Here is a 17,471-nt window from a genome sequence, read left to right as displayed (position 1 = left end):
AAATGGTGATGGGGTTCAAAAACATTTTATCAATGTTTACTTTAGTCTTATTTTTGGCAATTACTCTATGTCATCCAGCTGTTGCTGTTGACAATTTGAATGATGGTATATCCCTTTATTCGGATGAAGTAAATATTACACAGGAAGTAAATATTACACAGACAAATGATTCTCAGTACCTTTATAGTGACACATATGAGAACATTTCATCTTTTTATTTATCAGGAAACTATGATCAATCTCTGGAAGTTTCCAAAAGGGTTCTAGATTCCAATCCCAATTCTACTTATGCCCTTTATATAGCTGGCCTGAGTCTCGAAAATCTGGCTCGTGAGAATGAAGCCACACAGTACTATGAAAAAGCTCTTTTGAACCTGAAGGACGCTGATCAAAATATAACTGAAATGGTCAATAATCCCGATCTGGAAGTGTTGCCAATTCTATTCCTTAAAGGAAAAATAAGCCATTTAGAGGGTAATTATAATGATTCGCTTACATATCAGGATGCAGCATTAAGTGCTTATGGATATCATTCTGAGGACCTCTATAACAAAGGTCTGTATTACAAAAATGAAGGCAAGTACGAGGATGCAATCGAACATTTCCAGGCTGCTTTGCGTATCAATCCCTCCAAAACAGATTCCTGGACACAGCTGGGGGAATGCTATGAAGCCATGGGAGAGTATCAGAAAGCACAGGATAATTATGATAAAGCCCTCCTAAGGGATCCAAATAATTCTGAATTATTATTGAAGTATGGTCTTGTTGCAGAAAAAATGGATGATTACAACCTAGCCATTGAATATTATGACAGGGTGCTTGAAATACAACCATACAATGTGGATTCATGGAGATACAAAGCCCGCAGTCTTGAAGAACTGGGTCAGAATAATTATGCACTAACCTGTTACAATCAGGCACTGGAATACGATCCGGAAAATAAAACACTATGGAACCTGAAGGGGCAATTACTGGATGAACTTGGAAGGTATGAGGAGTCGATTGAATGTTATGACCAGGCCCTTAAATTAAATCCGGATCATGCACGTGGTATCGGACGTGTTTCAGAGGCTCCCTCAATTATGATTGAAACCGATTCCCATGAGGTTTTCTATGAAACACCCCAGTTTGATTCAGAGTCTGCCCAGATACTGTTCAATAAAGGTGAAGCATTCTACAGGCTGGAAAAATATGAGGATGCACTTGAATGCTACAATGACGTACTTGAAACAGAACCTCATGCCGTCGTATGGTACCGAAAAGCTACTATTCTTAAAAACTATGGTGATTTTTCAGAAGCTATCGATAGCTATGGAGAAGCCCTTGGCATTGAGCCGGATGCTCCTGCTGTATGGTATGAACAGGCGGTATTGTTAGACAGGATAGGCGAGTATGGAAAAGCAGTTAAGAGCTATGAGGAGGCCACAGAAAGGGATGGGAACTATACCCTTGCCTGGTATGAGATGGCTGTTGACCTGAAAATACTGGGTAAATATGAGCAATCTTTAGAGGCTTATGATAAAGTCTGTGAACTTGAGCCATCCTCAGCACAGGTGTGGTATGAGAGAGGGGCCGTTCTGGATGAACTTGGAAGGTATGATGAAGCTATCACTTCTTATGAAAAAGTCCTTGAACTGAATCCTGGTCACTCAGCAGCCAGTTATCAACTAAGGACTGATCAGAGTAAGCTATCGCAATCCAATCAAAAAGAATCTGATCATAGGAATAATTTTCATTATACAGGCAATTCCCCGTTCCTTGATTTCCTTAAAAGTAACGGATTTGATCTGACTTTCATGGGAAGTGGGACAGATGTGTCTGTCAACTCCCTTGCGTCTATTGAAGATGGTGAGCTGCCAGCTCCCGAATACCTATGGTATTCACGCGCCATGACAATGTCAGCCGTAAATAATACGAATAAATCCCTCTCTTCATTTGAAATGGCTACAATGATAGAACCTGATTATGCAGCTGCCTGGGAAGGTAAAGGGGATCTTTTCAAAAAATACAATCAATGGGCCGATTCTTCAGATGCGTTTAAACAGGCTCTTTCAGTTAATTCTGATTCTGCGAAATTGTGGCATAAATATGCAATAGTATCACAAAAGGCAGGTGACCTCCAGACTGCTCTGTATGCTTATGGAAGAGTAGTAGAGAATGATCCTGATAATGGGGATGCTCTGTATAACAGGGGATTGATATACGACAAACTTGGAAGTTTCAGGAATGCAGCCAACGCTTACCAGAAATATCTCAGTTTGGAGCCAAAAGACATGAATGCATGGTATCTGCTGGCTCAATCCGCACACAAGGCAAGGATGTATGATGTATCCCTGAATGCAATCGATACTGTCATTAATAATCAGCCTTCAAATCAGGATGCTCTGTATCTCAAATCTGATAACCTTGAAAAGATGGGCCGTTTCAGTGATGCAATAGTTGTTTATGATAAAATTCTGGATTCTGACCCCGAAAATCAGGATGCATTGTTCAATAAGGGGCTGGCTTTTGAAAATATCGGACAGTACCAGAAAGCAATCGAATGCTATGAACAGTTACTTGCCGTTAATCCACAGCATGTTACTGCAATGGAGCATAAAGGGTTTAATCTATACCTTCTTGGAGAGTACAATAAAGCCGATGTTGTATACGACCAGATTCTAACGCTCCAGCCCAACAACGCTGACGCTCTCTATCACAAGGCTACTATCAAGTACCTGTTGAGTAGCTATGCAGGGTCAATAATATATTATGACCGCCTACTTGAGGTGAAACCCAATTGCATTACTGCATGGTACAACAAAGGATTTGCCAATAACATGATGGGTAATGTCGATGAGGCAATCGAATGCTATGATCAAGCCCTTTCGATTGATCCGAACAATCCTTCTGTACTTTATAATAAGCGGTTTGCCCTTTATAGGATAGGTAAATCTTCAGAGGCAAAGACAACCAAATTGAAACTTGATTCCATAGATCCGGGTTTTGAAGAGGCTCTGGACAACAGGGGAACGAAATTCTTCCTGCCAAAGGAATACGATCCCAATCTGGGATATGAGCTGCCTTTACGGTGGTATAATAAATAATCGGGTTTATACCCGATTATATTTTTTTCAGGTCATTTCATTTAAAATTCTCGAGACCTTCAAAATCCAGTGTGGCAAAATAGTCTTCCATAGTTTCTGCTCTTCTGATTTGTACAGCACTGCCATCTTCCCTGAGCAAAATTTCAGCAGAGCGTAATTTTCCATTATAATTGAATCCCATTGCATGGCCGTGTGCTCCGGCATCATGCATTGCCAGGATGTCACCAATTTCGATTTCAGGCAGTTTCCTGTCCATGGCGAATTTGTCATTGTTTTCGCAAAGAGAGCCTGTCACATCATATGTATGGTCATGAGGCTGGTTTTCCTTGCCAGGTACAGTTATATGGTGGTAAGCGCCGTAAACGCCCGGCCTCATAAGGTTTGCCATTGTGGCATCCATTCCTACAAAATCCTTGTAGGTATGCTTGAGATGGCGTACTTTACTGATAAGGTATCCATAGGGTCCGGTGATTACTCTCCCGCATTCAAGGTAGATCTTGAGGGGGTCAAGGCCGTTTGCGGAAATTATTTTATCATATTCTTCCTTAACACCCTTTGCTATAACATCATAGGGGACTGGCTCCTGGTCTGGCTCGTAGGGTATTCCTATACCGCCTCCCAGATTCGCGAATTCGAATTTGATACCGAGTTCCTTTGAAATATCGGCGATAACTTCAAAGAGAATCCTGGCAGTTTCTATGAAATAGGTAGGGTCCAGTTCATTGGATGCTACCATTGTGTGGATACCGAATCTCTTGACCCCTTTATCGGCCAGTTTTTTATATCCTTCAAAGAGCTGTTCCCGGGTAAAACCGTATTTTGCATCTTCAGGATTGCCTATGAACTTGTTACCTTTTTTTAATGCACCGGGATTATAACGGAAACATATCATTTCAGGCAGGCCTGCATGTTTTTCAAGGTAATCGATATGACTTATGTCGTCAAGATTGATTATAGCGCCCAGTTCTTTTGCCTTGACGAATTCTTCTGCTGGTGTATCGTTGGAGCTGAACATAATATTTCCACCAACAATACCCGCTTTTTCAGCAAGTACAAGTTCGGGAAGGGAACTGCAATCGGCACCAAATCCCTGGTTTTTCAGGATTTTGAGTATATATGGATTGGGGAGGGCTTTTACAGCGTAGTATTCCTGAAAACCTTCCAGAATCCCGAAGGCTTCTTTAAGTTTTTCCACATTTTTCAGTATGCCTTTCTCATCATAGAGATGGAAAGGAGTAGGATATATTTCCGCGATCTCCTGTACTTTTTCTTTAGTAAAAGGTACTTCTTTTGATACCATTTTTTTCTCCTCAATAATTGTAAAATAAAGACGATACACTCAGTGGTGTATTTTTATTAAGATGATTATTGCTATTGCTGTGATGAAGGTTTCTTATATAGTTTATCCTTATCTGAATAAGAAACAAAAAAAGCATTATGTGGGGTGATTTATGCCCTCCACCTAAAAAGTATTCCAGGGTTGAATTATTTTGATCCGTGTGAAAAGCCACTTGTTTCTTCTACGAATTTGTGCTACTCTCTTTTTTATTGTATCTCTCAAATTCCTCATTTGTTCCAGCTTTTCTTCATGTGTGCCTGTGAAATTTTCAGGTTCCGGGAATGGCCAGTATAATTTTGCAAAGGGTTTTGGGTATATAGGACATCTCTTCTCGTGCTCTCTGTCGCAAACAGTGATTACGAAATGGAAAAATTTACCTGCCCGGAAAAGGTCCCATGCATCCTGGGTCTTTTTCTTTGTGAGGTCGAATCCATCTTCCTTCATTACTTCAAGGACGAGTGAATTAATCTGTTCGGGTTCAAAACCCGCACTCTCAGCTTCGAACTTGCCTTCTCCAAGTCTTTTCAGGTATTCTTCTGCTATCTGGCTTCTTGCACTGTTGTGCACACAAATGAAAAGTACTTTGACATTTTCGTTGCTTTCTTTCATGAAATGTAGAGGAGCTGATGTGGCAATAAGTGTTACCTGCATAGATTATGTAGATTCTATATCAAACAGTACCGATCAATTGTGCCTGTGATTCTTCAATAACAAATCTGTATTTTAGTTATTAATCCAACAGACAATCCTTCACTTTAATTTCCCGGCAAGTTCCTCGCCCATTTCGAAAGCCTTTTTAAGCGCTGCTTCATCCTTTTTGATAATTCCCCTGTCAAATTGGTTAAGCACAGGCATCGCCTTATCCACTGTGTATCCCAGGGCTTCCAGGGGATAACTCATGGCTTCCAGGCTGAACCCGATATCTTCAATGATAGATTGCTCTCCAATGGTGAAAACGCAGGCACGTCTTCCCTGTCCTGCCAGCCGGCTGGAATACTCACGTGGTCTGTCATCTGTGAAATTGTAGTAAGGATAGAGGCGATCTATGAAGGTTTTCATAAGGGAGGTAACGTTGTAATTGTAGGTAGGGGAACCAAGCACCATGCCCTTTGCTTCTTCTATTTTCGGATACAGCAGGCTCATGCCGTCATAGAATCGGGTGCAGGTATTATCCTGTCTGCACTGCTCACATCCCACGCAAGACTCGATACTGTAATCCCGCAGATGTACTATCCCGACTGTAGCACCGTTACTTTTTGCGCCTTCCATTACCTCATCCAGCAATACGTCAGTATTGCCTGCCTTCCTGGGACTTGCGCAGATTCCCAGAATATCTATTGTAATACTATATTCCTCCTCTTCTGTAATTATTCTGTGAAAACGACCTTCACTTCTTCGATATCCCAGAGTGACTCTACTTTCTCCAGAATATCCTCTTTAATAGCCGATGCGAACTGGTGATCTGAAGGAAGGTCTATAAGTATTCTCACAGAACCCTCATTTATCTCTATCTTTGTCACAAGTTCCGTCCTGACTATATCCAGCCCCGCCATGGGATTCATGACATGTTTCAGGCGCCTTCTGACGACTTCTTCAGTAGTAGTTTCTTTCTCACTCACAAGGCCATGCTTTTCTTCATAATCCCTAATTGCCGCCCTCAAACCTTCCACAGCCAGTACTGAACAGTGTGCTTTTACTGTGGGCAGCCCCCCTAGTTCTTCGGTGGCTTGCTTCCATGAGATATTTTTGGCTTCTTCCAGGGTCTTTCCCTTGGCCATTTCGGTAATTATGGAAGCTGTAGCGATATTGGATGCACATCCATAGGATTCAAATTTTATATCCTCTATCACCAAGGTTTCGGAATTGACATTCAGGTATACTGCCACCATGTCACCACATGCCGGACTTCCTTCCAGCCCCTTGCCATCCGGGTTTTCTATTTTACCCACATTCCGGGGGTTTTTAAAGTGATCAAGAACTTTTTCACTGTAAGGGAATTTCACATTAAACACCTCACTTTTTCTCGTACAATGGACTAATTTCTCTTAATTGAGCAACGATTTCCTTTATCGCATCCACCATGGCATCGGTTTCCTCAAGGGTATTGTAACGACTGAAGGTAAAGCGCAATGACCCATGGGCCCTTTCATGGTCTCCCCCTATGCCCAGTATAACGTGACTTGCTTCAAGGGAGCGGCTAAAGCACGCAGAACCAGTGCTGACCGCAAATCCACGCATATCCAGATGTAGAGTAAGTGATTCACCTTCTACATAATGGAGCGTTATGTTGGCATTATGTGGACTCCTGTGTTCCTTACTTCCGTTTAATATTACATCCGTAATTTCACTGGATATTCTCTCTATAAGATGGTCTCTAAGTGCTTTGATCTGCCTGTTTTCCTCTTCTGTCACAAGTTCTACTGCTTTTGCAAATCCTACGGCCCCCGGTATATTTTCAAGGCCCGCCCTGAGGTTGAATTCCTGGAATCCACCGTCCATCCATTTATTGATAGGTGTGTCTTTGCGTATATAGAGCCCTCCAACACCACGGGGTCCATGTATGGTATGTGATGCAACCGTTATCAGGTCCACAGGAATTTTTTGTACATCTATTGGAACGCGTGTGAAACTATGGGTGGCATCTGTATGCAGAAGTACTCCTTTCTCCCTGCATATGTTTGAAATGCTTTCCAGATCCTGCAGCGTACCTATTTCCTGATTGGCATGCTGTATCGAGACGAGAACAGTTTCGTCTGTGATCGTCTCGGCAAGTTGTTCTGTATTTAGCCGACCAGTGTCATCCACTTCAATGAAATCGACTTCAAAACCCTGTTTTTCCAGTGCTTTTGCGGTGTTCAGGACGGGGAAATCCTCGATTTTTGAGACAATAAGGTGTTTCCCCTTCTTTTTGAGCGCAGATGTTACTCCCTTTATTGCCATATTGCTTGATTCGGTGCTTCCGGATGTGAAAACAATTTCTCCCGGCGAAGCATTTAATGAATCTGCAATTGTGGACCTTGCTTCTTCAAGCGCCTCCTTTGCATCAATACCCATCGAATAGGCAAACTCTGATGTTGCCACTGCATAAGTATCAAAATAATACGGCTTCATTGCCTCAAACACTCTTTCATCCAACCGTGTGCTTGCGGAATTATCAAAATAAGCAGTTTTGTCTTCCATACAATTCCTCAGATAAACAATGTAATCTCTGCATCTTTTGCTTCATGGACATAGGTGCCCACAGCACCATATTCATCAATCCATTCGGTACGTAGCTGTTCTTGTTTGATTCCCATAATTTCCATGGTCATTTCACAGGCAATTATTTTACCCCCCAGTTCCTTGAAATCGGTCATCATTTTTTCAAGAGGAGCTACATTGGCCTTTTTCATCCTGCTTTTGACCATCCATTTTCCAAGCCCCAGGAAATTCATTTTGGAGAAGGGACCCTTTTCGAGTCCTCCTTTTTTCAACCGCTCAAGGCCCCAGAAAGTAAAATACAGGGAAACTTCCATTCCCATCGACAGTGAACCATTTGCAATAATGAGTGCACTGTACAGTTTGTCCATGTCTCCGCTATGGACTATTATGACGGTTTTATTGCTCACAGAAACCAACCCTTTTAACGCTTAATTCTGATTTTCCACTCATCAGCTTCTTCATCGATACCTATAATTTCAAGCCCCATGGATTCACAGGCCATTGGTATCTCCTTCTTTGAAGCTGGATGTGTGCCGGTGACTATGACTTCGTCTCCCGGTGTAGCTTTTCTCAGTGCCTTCCTGCATTCAACTAGCGGTACCGGGCAGGTCTCTCCCCTTGTATCTACTTCTATTTTTGTCATTTCTTTTCCCCTGAATATCTATCATATCTGCAATTTCACAATTGTTAACATGTTTATATGTTTGCAAATGATATATAAGTTTCTCGCATAGCATAACAGGCTGCATGGCTCATTTGAAGAATGTCGATCACCCTTATCGGCATTCTTCTGGTCAGAACAACATAGCAAGAGTAATTACAAAAAGGATGATAGCGACCGCTCCCATGATCTTCATGAGATTTTCTTCACCTTCAAAGGCATATTTATCATCTCCTTCCTGCTTTCGTATCTGTGATAATCCGAAAGAAACACCACCAAGTGACCCTATTGCTATACCCATTATAGTGCCAAGCCCCACGCTTCCTATAGACGGTCCAAGTAACAGGTTGCCGTAGAGTGCACCCGCAATAGATCCTGCAGATACCCATATAGGCATCACTCTCTGATTTTGCTCCGATTTGTTATCAGTTATTATTAGACCCCCGGTTCTGTTTATATAGAAATATCACACAGGTTAATGATATTTTTTGTGTCTGTATGTTGCTGAAGTCTCTGAAGATCAATTCCTGTTTCCGCAAACATTTCCTCAATAGTGTTTTCCAGTATTTTGACTACATCATCCTGTCTGATATTTGTCACAGCTGCCAATGCTCTAACTTTTTGGTTTGCAACATTTTCCCTCTCAAAAATTTCTATTTCAGGTTTGTTTGTAGAGGATGTGAGGCTGATTTTCAGGAAAGTTTTCGGTAGGTCCATGGACATCTTTATATGGCCTATAAAATCCGGATTCAATTGAATGAACTGGCTATGTATGGAATCAACAATTTCATTTGCCAGTTTGTGCCCTTTCTTGATTTCCAGATCATTTGTCTCAATTGCAAATTCAATAGCATGTGATGATACATTTGATTCGGCAATAGAATTTTGTTTTATAGAATGGTCTCTTTGTTTTCCTTCTCCACTTATGGTTTCTATTAATTCTTCAAAATTTCCTTCATTTTCCTTTGCAGAAAATTCCAGAATTCTTGCATCAGTATTATAGTGTTGCAATAACGCTTTGACTTTACTGATCTGTTCATCTGTCGCGACGTCTATCTTGTTAATGCCCAGGATGTCTGCATCCTCTATCTGGGTCTTTATGAATATTGGAACCTGTTCTATTTCCAGATCGAACCTGCTGCCATCGATCAGGTTTATTATTGGGGAAAACTCCATATCTGCAATTTTCATCAATTCAATTTCTTCTTTGATCTGCCGGGGGAACGCAACACCTGTAGGTTCAATAATTACCGTGTCCGGTCCATATTCCTCGGCAAGGGAGTCAAGCGCCTGTTCCATATCGATTTTCAAAGTGCAGCAAATACATCCGTTGGTGATTTCCCTGGTTTCCACTCCTTCTATATCCAGTGTTGTCCCATCAACTCCGATTTCACCTATCTCATTTACGATAATAGCGATTTTCTCGCCTTTATCATTGAGATATTTTCCCAGCTTAAGCAGGGTAGTAGTTTTACCGCTGCCCAGAAATCCGCCAATGATTATTACTTTCATTTATTACACCTTTTGAAAAAGTAAGTTACTTCTTGATCCCTTTTACTTTTCCCCGCAGAATCCATTCCGTGCCTGTGTAAGGGCCTGCATATTTTTTATGGGTGATTGTGGTGCGATTCCGCAACCTGGGGCCAGGATGTCCACGCCTACCTCCAGACATTTCAAAGCTTCTGCTTTTACTTCTTCAGCATTTTTATTGTATATGGTAGTGGAAGTTGAAACATTGCCTATCAGTGCAGCACCGCCTTCATGTGCCATTTTTATGGCGTATTGCAGATCTTCAACACTTTCTTCAACACTTATACCACAAAATCCACATTCGGCAATATCTTTTATTACGGGATCAGATTTTCCGCATACATGGATTACACATTTACCGTTAACAGAATCTACAAGTTGTCTATAGTATGGTTTTATGACGGACTTAAACATAGCCGGTGGAACAATGTCAGGGGAAACAACTGCTTCTCCGAAACATATTACATCTGCTCCTGCTTCCAGGCTTTCATTAGCAGCTTTTATGCATGCCCGGCTAGTGGCTTCCATTAATCTTTCTATTTTATGTGGTTCTTTCAGTATTTTTAACAGGAATGGCTTCATGCCCATCAGATTAACAGCAAGGTCCACAGGACCGGCAAAACCACATATAAGTGGAACTTCATTCCCGACTTGCCTTTTTATAATATGTGTGGCTTCAAGAATTGCAGGCATTCTTCCTCTTTGCATCAAATCTTCAGGGACTTCTATGCCTTCAATGTTGATCTCCGGTCCTTCGAGTACAGCAGGAGGTATGTCCTTTGATCCCCTGTGAATCTTACAGCCGAAACTTTCTGCCAGCACTGTTAAGTCAAAGGGGTAGCGTATAGTCTCAAATCCAAGGATACTCTGGGTGGCTATTGCCAGCTCAGCCATCTTTTCAGCATCAAAGTCAGCTTCGGGTCTGGCAACACCACATGAATCCATAATTTCCAGCGGAGCAGCGGTTGTGAACAATCCTGCAGGAATTTTATCTACTGGTTTACGTTCCAGTGCATTGATGATTCTCTGTTTTTGTTGCATGGTTGACCTTTGTATAAGTTATTCTATTCTAGTTATTCTATTCTCTATTTCCTTTAGATTTAGTTTGGTTAGTATTTCAGTGTTATCCTTCAATCTTTTTGTTTTTAGCTTCATTGATAGTATTTTGTCGATGTGGAATATGGGTGTTATTATAATGGATTTTTTTAGAATCAAGTACAACTTTCGTGTTAAAAATAATCAACAAGATTCATATTTAATGTGCGCATAATAGGTTCTTAATTGAAATGATCTAATTATTAAAACAAATAAAGTGGATTTAATTGTTCGAATTTACAAAAAACAAAATGTATGGCAGAAGTAATAGGTATGTTGTATTGAATGATTAAGTTTCCAATTTATGATTTAAGTGTTACTGAAAGGAGGATTTTTGAGCGAGGTGCTTATAAATGAGTTCAGAACTGATACGTTATAAGGATATATGTGTTGATTTTCATGGTTCTCGTCTTTTTTCTAAATTTAATCTGATTGTCAATCAGGGTGATAAATTGATACTTAAAGGGCGGTCAGGAAGCGGTAAATCAACTCTTCTCAAAATAATTTTGGGAATTTTACATGTCGACGGTGGGGAGATTTTTTACAGGGGGAGGAAAGTTTCGGCCTCTAACATATGGGACATCAGGAAAGAAATCGCATATGTATCACAGGATACTGATATCGGTGAGGGAATTGTTAAGGATTTGATCAACGAAATATTTTCTTTCGACCATAACCGGGGAAGAAAGTATCACAGGAAGCGTAATTCCCTGATTGAATACTTTGGGCTGGACAGGTCCATTGTGTACAAGAAGTTTGAGGATCTTTCAGGCGGGGAGAAACAGAGAATATGCATAATAATTTCTGTGTTACTGGGCAAGGAGATTTTCCTGCTTGATGAAGTTACATCGGCACTGGATCCCGAACTTAAGGAAAAAGTTGTGGATTTTTTTCTTGAAAATGAAGACTGGACACTTCTTGTTGTGTCCCACGACAACACATGGGACAGAGTAGCTATGGATGAAATATTTGTTGACGGATGTGAAATAAATGCCTGATGAGATTTCCTACACAGGTTTATTCTTTGGTTTTCTTCTGCTCATTATTCCTTTATTGATAATGAGATATGTACGGCTGAATATGGGTAAAGAATCCCTTTCAGCTATTTTCAGGATGACGATACAGCTTTTCCTTGCCGGTCTATTCCTGACATTTGTGTTTGATATGAACAATCCTGTATTGAATTTGTTGTGGTTTTTCCTGATGGTTTCATTTGCAGCATTTGAGTCCGTCCAGCGTCAGGAAATGGATCTCAAATCCCTTTATATTCCTACACTTGGCGCTTTCCTGGGAGGTACGTTCCTGATTCTTATGTATGTGAACCTCTTTGTAATTGACCTGGCCAATGTATTTGAAGCCCCTTACCTCATACCCATAGGTGGTATATTGCTTGGTAATTCCCTTGGCGGAACTATCATTGGTGTAGGAAATTTCTACAGCAGCCTGAAAAGGAATGAGAACCGCTATGTATCCAGACTTTCTTTTGGTGCCGGAATGAATGAGGCACTTATGCCCTATGTAAGAAAAGGCCTCCGTTCTTCCCTGAAACCGGCTGTAGGAGATATTTCTACTATAGGAATAGTTCACCTCCCCGGCATGATGAGTGGCCAGTTGATAGCCGGAGCATCACCGATCCTGGCAATCAAGTACCAGATTGCAGTAATGGTTTCTGTTTATGTATCCACTGTTACATGTGTGACACTTGCAATTTTCCTGACATCACGTATTTGTTTTGATGAATACGGGATATTGAATGATCAGGTGTTCCGAAATACACCGGATGTTTCATGAAGAAATCTGTATGGAAAAGTTGAAAAATCGATATCAGTTATCCTCTGTTATCGAACAATACAAACACATAAAGAGAAAATCTTACCCAGTATTTCTCCTTTCTCTTCAAGGTATTTCAGGGAGTTTTCACTCATTTATCGGGAGTGGAAACAGAAAGCAAGTTTATTGTTGGTGATGATGCAGTCTCTGTTATCGATGAAGAAGCAGAGAATCATGATGTGATTTATTTGGGCTCAACTACCCACCCATTCTTCAAGAACTTCATGAAGGATGTTTTCCCTGAACAGGTCATTCGTGGCACTGATAAAACTGTTATCATGACTCGCAGATGGGTTAAGTTCAGGGATATGCTTTAAAAAAAGTATAAATGTTGGGACTTCTTGACTTTCTTCCTTATATTCCAAAAGCCGTACGTGTAAGCACTATAAGGTTGCAGACGAAACTAAAGCACAGCGTTTTGTGAAAGACATCAGACAAAGATATCCCGACGCCAACCATAATGTATTTGCATACCTATCACAGGTGACGGAAACCTGATTATGAAATATGATGATGACGGAGAACCTTCAGTAAATTTTGGTAAACCTGTTTTCAAAGTCCTTGAACTGAAGGGGCTTGATAATGTTGTGGTTATAATCAGCCGGTATTTTGGTGGAATCAAACTTGGCTTTGGCGGACTATCCCGTGCTTACAAACAAACCGCTATTGAGGCTATAGACGATGCCGGGGTTGTTGAGCAGAGGCCCACAAAGGAAATGAAAATCATAGTGGACTATGGGAATATTCAGTTTGTAAAACATATGCTTGAAAATTGTGCCACAATCCTGGATGAACACTATTCTGATATAGTGGAAATCGTAGTTGCTGTTGCAGAAGACAAAATTGGTGAATTGGAAAAACTGATTAATTAGAAAATTCCAGACACTTAGATAACCCGACTTTAAAAGAAAATAAATTCACCCATAAAAAGGAAATACAAACTCTTATTTGAAGAACAATAATTACTAAATTCCTCTATAATAGATCTACAACCAACATTTGGCAAATAATCCAGCACCCAGGATTATGTTATAATATCCATACAATTTTTTTACTGCTATGTATACATGCATACGATGCTATCATCGTATATGAATAGCAGGATGAGTAGACAAAGGCTATCCGCCTGTTGGGATCAGACGCAGAGATGAAATATTCAAATTGCGTTTCTCATTAAATTTTTTATATGAATGTCAATTTAACGTAAAATATATAAACCATGTGTAATATAGTACTTATATAGAAGTGGTGGTATCGAAGAATAAAATATTCCAATTACCGTAGGGTATGACTCTTCGACAAATGATATGAAAGGAAGGATTAAAGATGTACATGACAAGAATAAACGAGTCAGATGAAGAGATGATAGAAGCATTTAGAGGCCTTGGAGTTTCAAGAAACCTGGCAACTACTATTGCTTACTTAAAAAATGTTGACGAAGCTTCATCTCAGGATATTGAAATGAACACAGGATTGCGACAACCTGAAGTAAGTGTTGCAATGCGTTCCATGAGAAAGAATAACTGGATAGAGGAAAGCAGCAAAAAACTAAACGGCAAAGGAAGGCCTACAAAGATTTACAGTCTTGCAGCTCCTCTCAACAAGATCGTCAGACATTTTGAAGAGAAAGTTAAAGAAGAAAACGATGCAAGGATCACCCTCGTCAAGAGGCTGAGATCACTTTCCAAAGACTAATTTTTTATATTTAGTAGAGAGGCAACCGGCCCATAAGTGGCCGGTTGGGCTTTTTTTGAATCAATAATGTTTCTTGATATATGTCAAGAATGTTCAACTACTTTTCACAGGCCATCCTGAAATGCAGATAACAGACTGCAAAAGGGATAACCTCACACCAAAAAAGCTTTTATTCCGAAAAATCATCACCTTCCGATTTAAGGTCATTCAGATTTTCCTGAATGAGTTTTTCTTCAAGGTTTTCATTTTTTTTCGCACCCTTTCTCTCTGTATCCCTTTTGTTGAACTTAGACATGCGAATTCACCATAATAACATGGGACCTGTATCGTTATAATCTTTTCGAACAACCTTTTAATAAGCTAAAATAGTACTCAACCGTCATGGATAAAACTGCAATACCTGAAAACTTAGAGGCAATCATATCAGATGTCGATGGAGTGCTGGTAGATTCGATGCCATTCCATGCACATGCCTGGAAAACGTCCTTCAAAGAAGCAGGGATAGATATCGAAAAAGAAGAAATATACATTCTCGAAGGATCAAATCACAGAGGGATTATAGAAAAAATATTTGAAAAGCAAGGAATGGTGCCTACTGAAGAGGATATTGAGCAGATACATGAACGGAAAAAAGAACTTTTTTTCAAGAACCAGAAAGCATGTGTATTTGATGGAATGGATGAAACTTTCAAATCCCTGCAAGCAAAGTTCAAACTTGCAGTAGTCTCAGGATCCGACCGTGCCATTGTAGAAACGCTGATGAGAAAATTCTATCCCAAAATATTCAATACAATGATTGCAGGAACAGATGTAGAAAAAGGCAAACCTGACCCCGAGCCTTATTTGACTGCTGTGGAAAGGCTTGCAGTACAAAAAGATAAATGTATTGTCCTGGAAAATGCACCCTTGGGAGTTGAAGCCGCAAAGAATGCAGGATTGTTTTGCATTGCAGTTCCAACCTATGTCAGCGCTGATCATCTCCACAAGGCAGATATTGTTGTAAGAGACCACAGGGAACTTGTAGAGTACCTCCGCAGTCTCCTTGATTAAAGCTTTATACCAGTCTTATAGTTTCCAGATTGGTAAGAGCTCTTGTATCAATTTTCTTTCTTTTATGGACAGAACTTGCAAGGTCTATACACGAACGTTCATCGCCGTGCTCTGTGAACACATGTTCTGGTTGTGGTTTCATGCGCTTGAAAAATTCCATGAGTTGCCTGCGGTCCGAGTGACCGGAAAAACCATCCACAATCTCAACATCCATGTTCACTCGCACAGTTTCTGAACCCTTGCCTCCGGAAGACAGGGGGATTTCCTTCCAGCCTTTCTGGATACGGCGACCCAAAGTTCCATCGGCCTGATAACCAACAAACACTAAAGTATTTCTTTCACCCGGTGCAAAGGCTTTGAAATATTCCATGACCGGCCCACCGCTCATCATACCGGAAGTGGACAGGATCACACATGGATGTGGATTTTCAATAATATTTCTCCTGAGTTCATTAGAATCCACAGGTTTGAAACATTCAGAGAGGAATGGATTCTGTCCTTTCTGGAAAATCAGGCGTCTCAGATCATTATTTAGATATTCCGGATAGGTAGCATGGATGGCAGTTGCTTCCCATATCATACCATCGAGATAAACCGGAACCTCATCAATAATTCCTTTCCTGATAGCTTCCTCTATGACAATCATAACCTCCTGGCTTCTTCCCACAGCAAATGCAGGAATAAGCACAACACCCTGTCGATCTATAGTTTCCTTGATAATCTTTTGCAGGTTCTTTTCGGCATCTTTTAATGCAGGCTGCATAGAATTAGAGGCACCATAAGTTGATTCCGTAATAACGGTCTCAACCCGGGGGAACTTGTTTACTGCAGGATTGAAAAGGCGTGTCGGCCCATACTTGAAGTCCCCGGTTATTACCACATTATGCAAACCGTCCCCTATATGGAAATGGGATATTGCAGATCCAATAATATGGCCTGCATTGTGGAACGTAAGCTTGATGTCAGGTGCAATATCAGTCACTTCTTCGTATTCCAGTACGATGCTGTGCTTTAGTGCATTACGTACATCCGCAGATTCATATGGGACCCGCTTTCCATCTTTGGCAGCCACGTCGATAAAGTCCAGTTCAAGCAGGACCATCATATCCCTGGTTGGGTGGGTACAATAAATTGGCCCATCATAACCATATTTATAGAGAAGAGGCACAAGACCCTGATGATCAAGGTGTGCATGGGTAATAACAACCGCATCAATCTGATTTAGGGGCTGTACTTCAGGAATGTAAAGATAAGGAGTCATGTCATCGTCGGAACCTACATTGACACCGCAATCGATCATAATCTTGGATTCCGGAGTGGAGAGCAGGAAACAACTTCTACCCACTTCACGACAGCCACCAAGGGACGTAAGACGTACCCATTGGTCCTTGGAAGTACATTCCCTGTGAATTTTCCTCCCAATTGTTTTAAGGATATTCTTTCTATCGGAATGGTTCTTTTTCATAAATTCCCGTATATTTTTCACAGTACGGGATTTTATCGGCGGAGTCCTGACAACTTTCGGGGTCCAGCCTATCTTCTTGGTTATTTCACGAAGGGTTTCCCCATGCTTGCCTATTACAAGGCCGGGTTTTTCCGCCTCAATTATCACTTCCCCGACATCCGGAGCAAAATCATAATTTGTGACTCCTGAATCCTCGGGAACTGTTTGATCGATAAGGTCGATAGATTCTTCTGGTGCCAAAAGTACCTTTGGATCAGGACGAACAACTATTCTGGTCCTTAAATTTTTGGCCAGGGTCCGTACGATGTTTCCATTATCAGCAAATTTCCGGGGTTCTTCTGTATATACCACAAGCTGAGGACCCTCAAATTCTACATTTGAAATTGTAGTGCCAGCCGGAAGATTCTTCTCGATTTTTTTCTTTAATCCTTCTAGGATATCTTCTATGACCATTAAAAATGCCTTCCTGTATTATAAAAAAGTAGAAAATGTGGGAAAGAGTATTTTAAAAAATAAGAT

The 17,471-nt window shown here is 40.8% G+C and carries 19 protein-coding genes; 7 read left to right on the top strand and 12 right to left on the bottom strand.

Features of this window, described 5'->3' with window-relative positions; all coding sequences use genetic code 11:
* The first annotated feature begins 53 nt into the window (after positions 1-53).
* Complete coding sequence (locus CI957_RS00520) at positions 54-3,086, top strand: tetratricopeptide repeat protein (RefSeq protein ID WP_164908982.1); 3,033 nt, start codon at positions 54-56, stop codon at positions 3,084-3,086.
* 37 nt (positions 3,087-3,123) lie between these two features.
* Here the strand turns inward: CI957_RS00520 and CI957_RS00515 are convergent, their stop codons facing one another.
* The 10 genes from CI957_RS00515 to mtaA form a co-directional block, all read right to left on the bottom strand.
* Positions 3,124-4,386: a diaminopimelate decarboxylase gene (locus CI957_RS00515; protein ID WP_128753997.1), complete on the bottom strand. Its 1,263-nt coding sequence runs from the start codon at positions 4,384-4,386 to the stop codon at positions 3,124-3,126.
* 162 nt (positions 4,387-4,548) lie between these two features.
* Positions 4,549-5,034 carry an arsenate reductase ArsC gene (locus tag CI957_RS00510; RefSeq protein ID WP_128753996.1) on the bottom strand — a complete coding sequence of 162 codons (486 nt, stop codon included), beginning with the start codon at positions 5,032-5,034 and terminating at the stop codon, positions 4,549-4,551.
* Between the two features lie 141 nt (positions 5,035-5,175).
* Positions 5,176-5,748 (bottom strand): flavodoxin family protein, encoded by a 573-nt coding sequence (locus CI957_RS00505; protein ID WP_277749679.1) that lies wholly within the window; start codon positions 5,746-5,748, stop codon positions 5,176-5,178.
* A 44-nt stretch (positions 5,749-5,792) separates the two neighbouring features.
* Positions 5,793-6,428, bottom strand: coding sequence for an iron-sulfur cluster assembly scaffold protein (locus CI957_RS00500; protein ID WP_096711538.1), 636 nt, complete (start codon positions 6,426-6,428; stop codon positions 5,793-5,795).
* Positions 6,429-6,438: 10 nt separating this feature from the next.
* Positions 6,439-7,605 carry a cysteine desulfurase family protein gene (locus tag CI957_RS00495; RefSeq protein ID WP_096711539.1) on the bottom strand — a complete coding sequence of 389 codons (1,167 nt, stop codon included), beginning with the start codon at positions 7,603-7,605 and terminating at the stop codon, positions 6,439-6,441.
* An 8-nt stretch (positions 7,606-7,613) separates the two neighbouring features.
* Positions 7,614-8,033 carry a DsrE/DsrF/DrsH-like family protein gene (locus CI957_RS00490; protein WP_096711540.1) on the bottom strand — a complete coding sequence of 140 codons (420 nt, stop codon included), beginning with the start codon at positions 8,031-8,033 and terminating at the stop codon, positions 7,614-7,616.
* 14 nt (positions 8,034-8,047) lie between these two features.
* Positions 8,048-8,269, bottom strand: a complete 222-nt coding sequence (locus tag CI957_RS00485; protein ID WP_072357887.1) for a sulfurtransferase TusA family protein — start codon at positions 8,267-8,269, stop codon at positions 8,048-8,050.
* Positions 8,270-8,420: 151 nt separating this feature from the next.
* Complete coding sequence (locus CI957_RS00480) at positions 8,421-8,684, bottom strand: hypothetical protein (RefSeq protein ID WP_096711541.1); 264 nt, start codon at positions 8,682-8,684, stop codon at positions 8,421-8,423.
* A gap of 56 nt (positions 8,685-8,740) precedes the next feature.
* Positions 8,741-9,799: a GTP-binding protein gene (locus CI957_RS00475; RefSeq protein WP_096711542.1), complete on the bottom strand. Its 1,059-nt coding sequence runs from the start codon at positions 9,797-9,799 to the stop codon at positions 8,741-8,743.
* Positions 9,800-9,841: 42 nt separating this feature from the next.
* A complete protein-coding gene (mtaA, locus tag CI957_RS00470) occupies positions 9,842-10,858 on the bottom strand; it encodes a methylcobamide:CoM methyltransferase MtaA (protein WP_096711543.1) in 1,017 nt (338 codons plus the stop codon).
* A 407-nt stretch (positions 10,859-11,265) separates the two neighbouring features.
* On the opposite strand from mtaA, the gene CI957_RS00465 reads away from it, so the two are divergent.
* From CI957_RS00465 to CI957_RS00440, 5 genes are all read left to right on the top strand, one after another.
* Positions 11,266-11,910, top strand: coding sequence for an ATP-binding cassette domain-containing protein (locus CI957_RS00465; RefSeq protein ID WP_105460558.1), 645 nt, complete (start codon positions 11,266-11,268; stop codon positions 11,908-11,910).
* Entirely contained in the window at positions 11,903-12,703 is an 801-nt protein-coding gene (locus tag CI957_RS00460; RefSeq protein ID WP_105460557.1) for an ABC transporter permease, read from the top strand. Before CI957_RS00465 ends, CI957_RS00460 begins: the two co-directional genes overlap by 8 nt.
* Positions 12,704-12,846: 143 nt before the next feature.
* Positions 12,847-13,059: a hypothetical protein gene (locus CI957_RS00455; protein WP_181079267.1), complete on the top strand. Its 213-nt coding sequence runs from the start codon at positions 12,847-12,849 to the stop codon at positions 13,057-13,059.
* Between the two features lie 183 nt (positions 13,060-13,242).
* Positions 13,243-13,614 (top strand): YigZ family protein, encoded by a 372-nt coding sequence (locus CI957_RS00445; RefSeq protein WP_105460556.1) that lies wholly within the window; start codon positions 13,243-13,245, stop codon positions 13,612-13,614.
* A 460-nt stretch (positions 13,615-14,074) separates the two neighbouring features.
* Positions 14,075-14,437, top strand: a complete 363-nt coding sequence (locus CI957_RS00440; protein ID WP_241645728.1) for a transcriptional regulator protein — start codon at positions 14,075-14,077, stop codon at positions 14,435-14,437.
* A 169-nt stretch (positions 14,438-14,606) separates the two neighbouring features.
* Here the strand turns inward: CI957_RS00440 and CI957_RS11010 are convergent, their stop codons facing one another.
* Positions 14,607-14,732: a hypothetical protein gene (locus CI957_RS11010; protein ID WP_258082578.1), complete on the bottom strand. Its 126-nt coding sequence runs from the start codon at positions 14,730-14,732 to the stop codon at positions 14,607-14,609.
* An 86-nt stretch (positions 14,733-14,818) separates the two neighbouring features.
* Here CI957_RS11010 and CI957_RS00435 point away from each other — a divergent pair, with 86 nt between their 5' ends.
* Positions 14,819-15,487 carry an HAD family phosphatase gene (locus CI957_RS00435; protein ID WP_096711548.1) on the top strand — a complete coding sequence of 223 codons (669 nt, stop codon included), beginning with the start codon at positions 14,819-14,821 and terminating at the stop codon, positions 15,485-15,487.
* Positions 15,488-15,491: 4 nt separating this feature from the next.
* Here CI957_RS00435 and CI957_RS00430 read toward each other — a convergent pair whose 3' ends face one another.
* Positions 15,492-17,405 (bottom strand): beta-CASP ribonuclease aCPSF1, encoded by a 1,914-nt coding sequence (locus tag CI957_RS00430; protein ID WP_096711549.1) that lies wholly within the window; start codon positions 17,403-17,405, stop codon positions 15,492-15,494.
* Positions 17,406-17,471: the final 66 nt, after the last annotated feature.

The organism is Methanohalophilus sp. WG1-DM, from assembly GCF_004104135.1.
Taxonomy (GTDB): domain Archaea; phylum Halobacteriota; class Methanosarcinia; order Methanosarcinales; family Methanosarcinaceae; genus Methanohalophilus; species Methanohalophilus euhalobius.
Note: the sequence above shows the minus strand (reverse complement) of the source record. Positions and strands in the feature narration are given on the sequence as shown.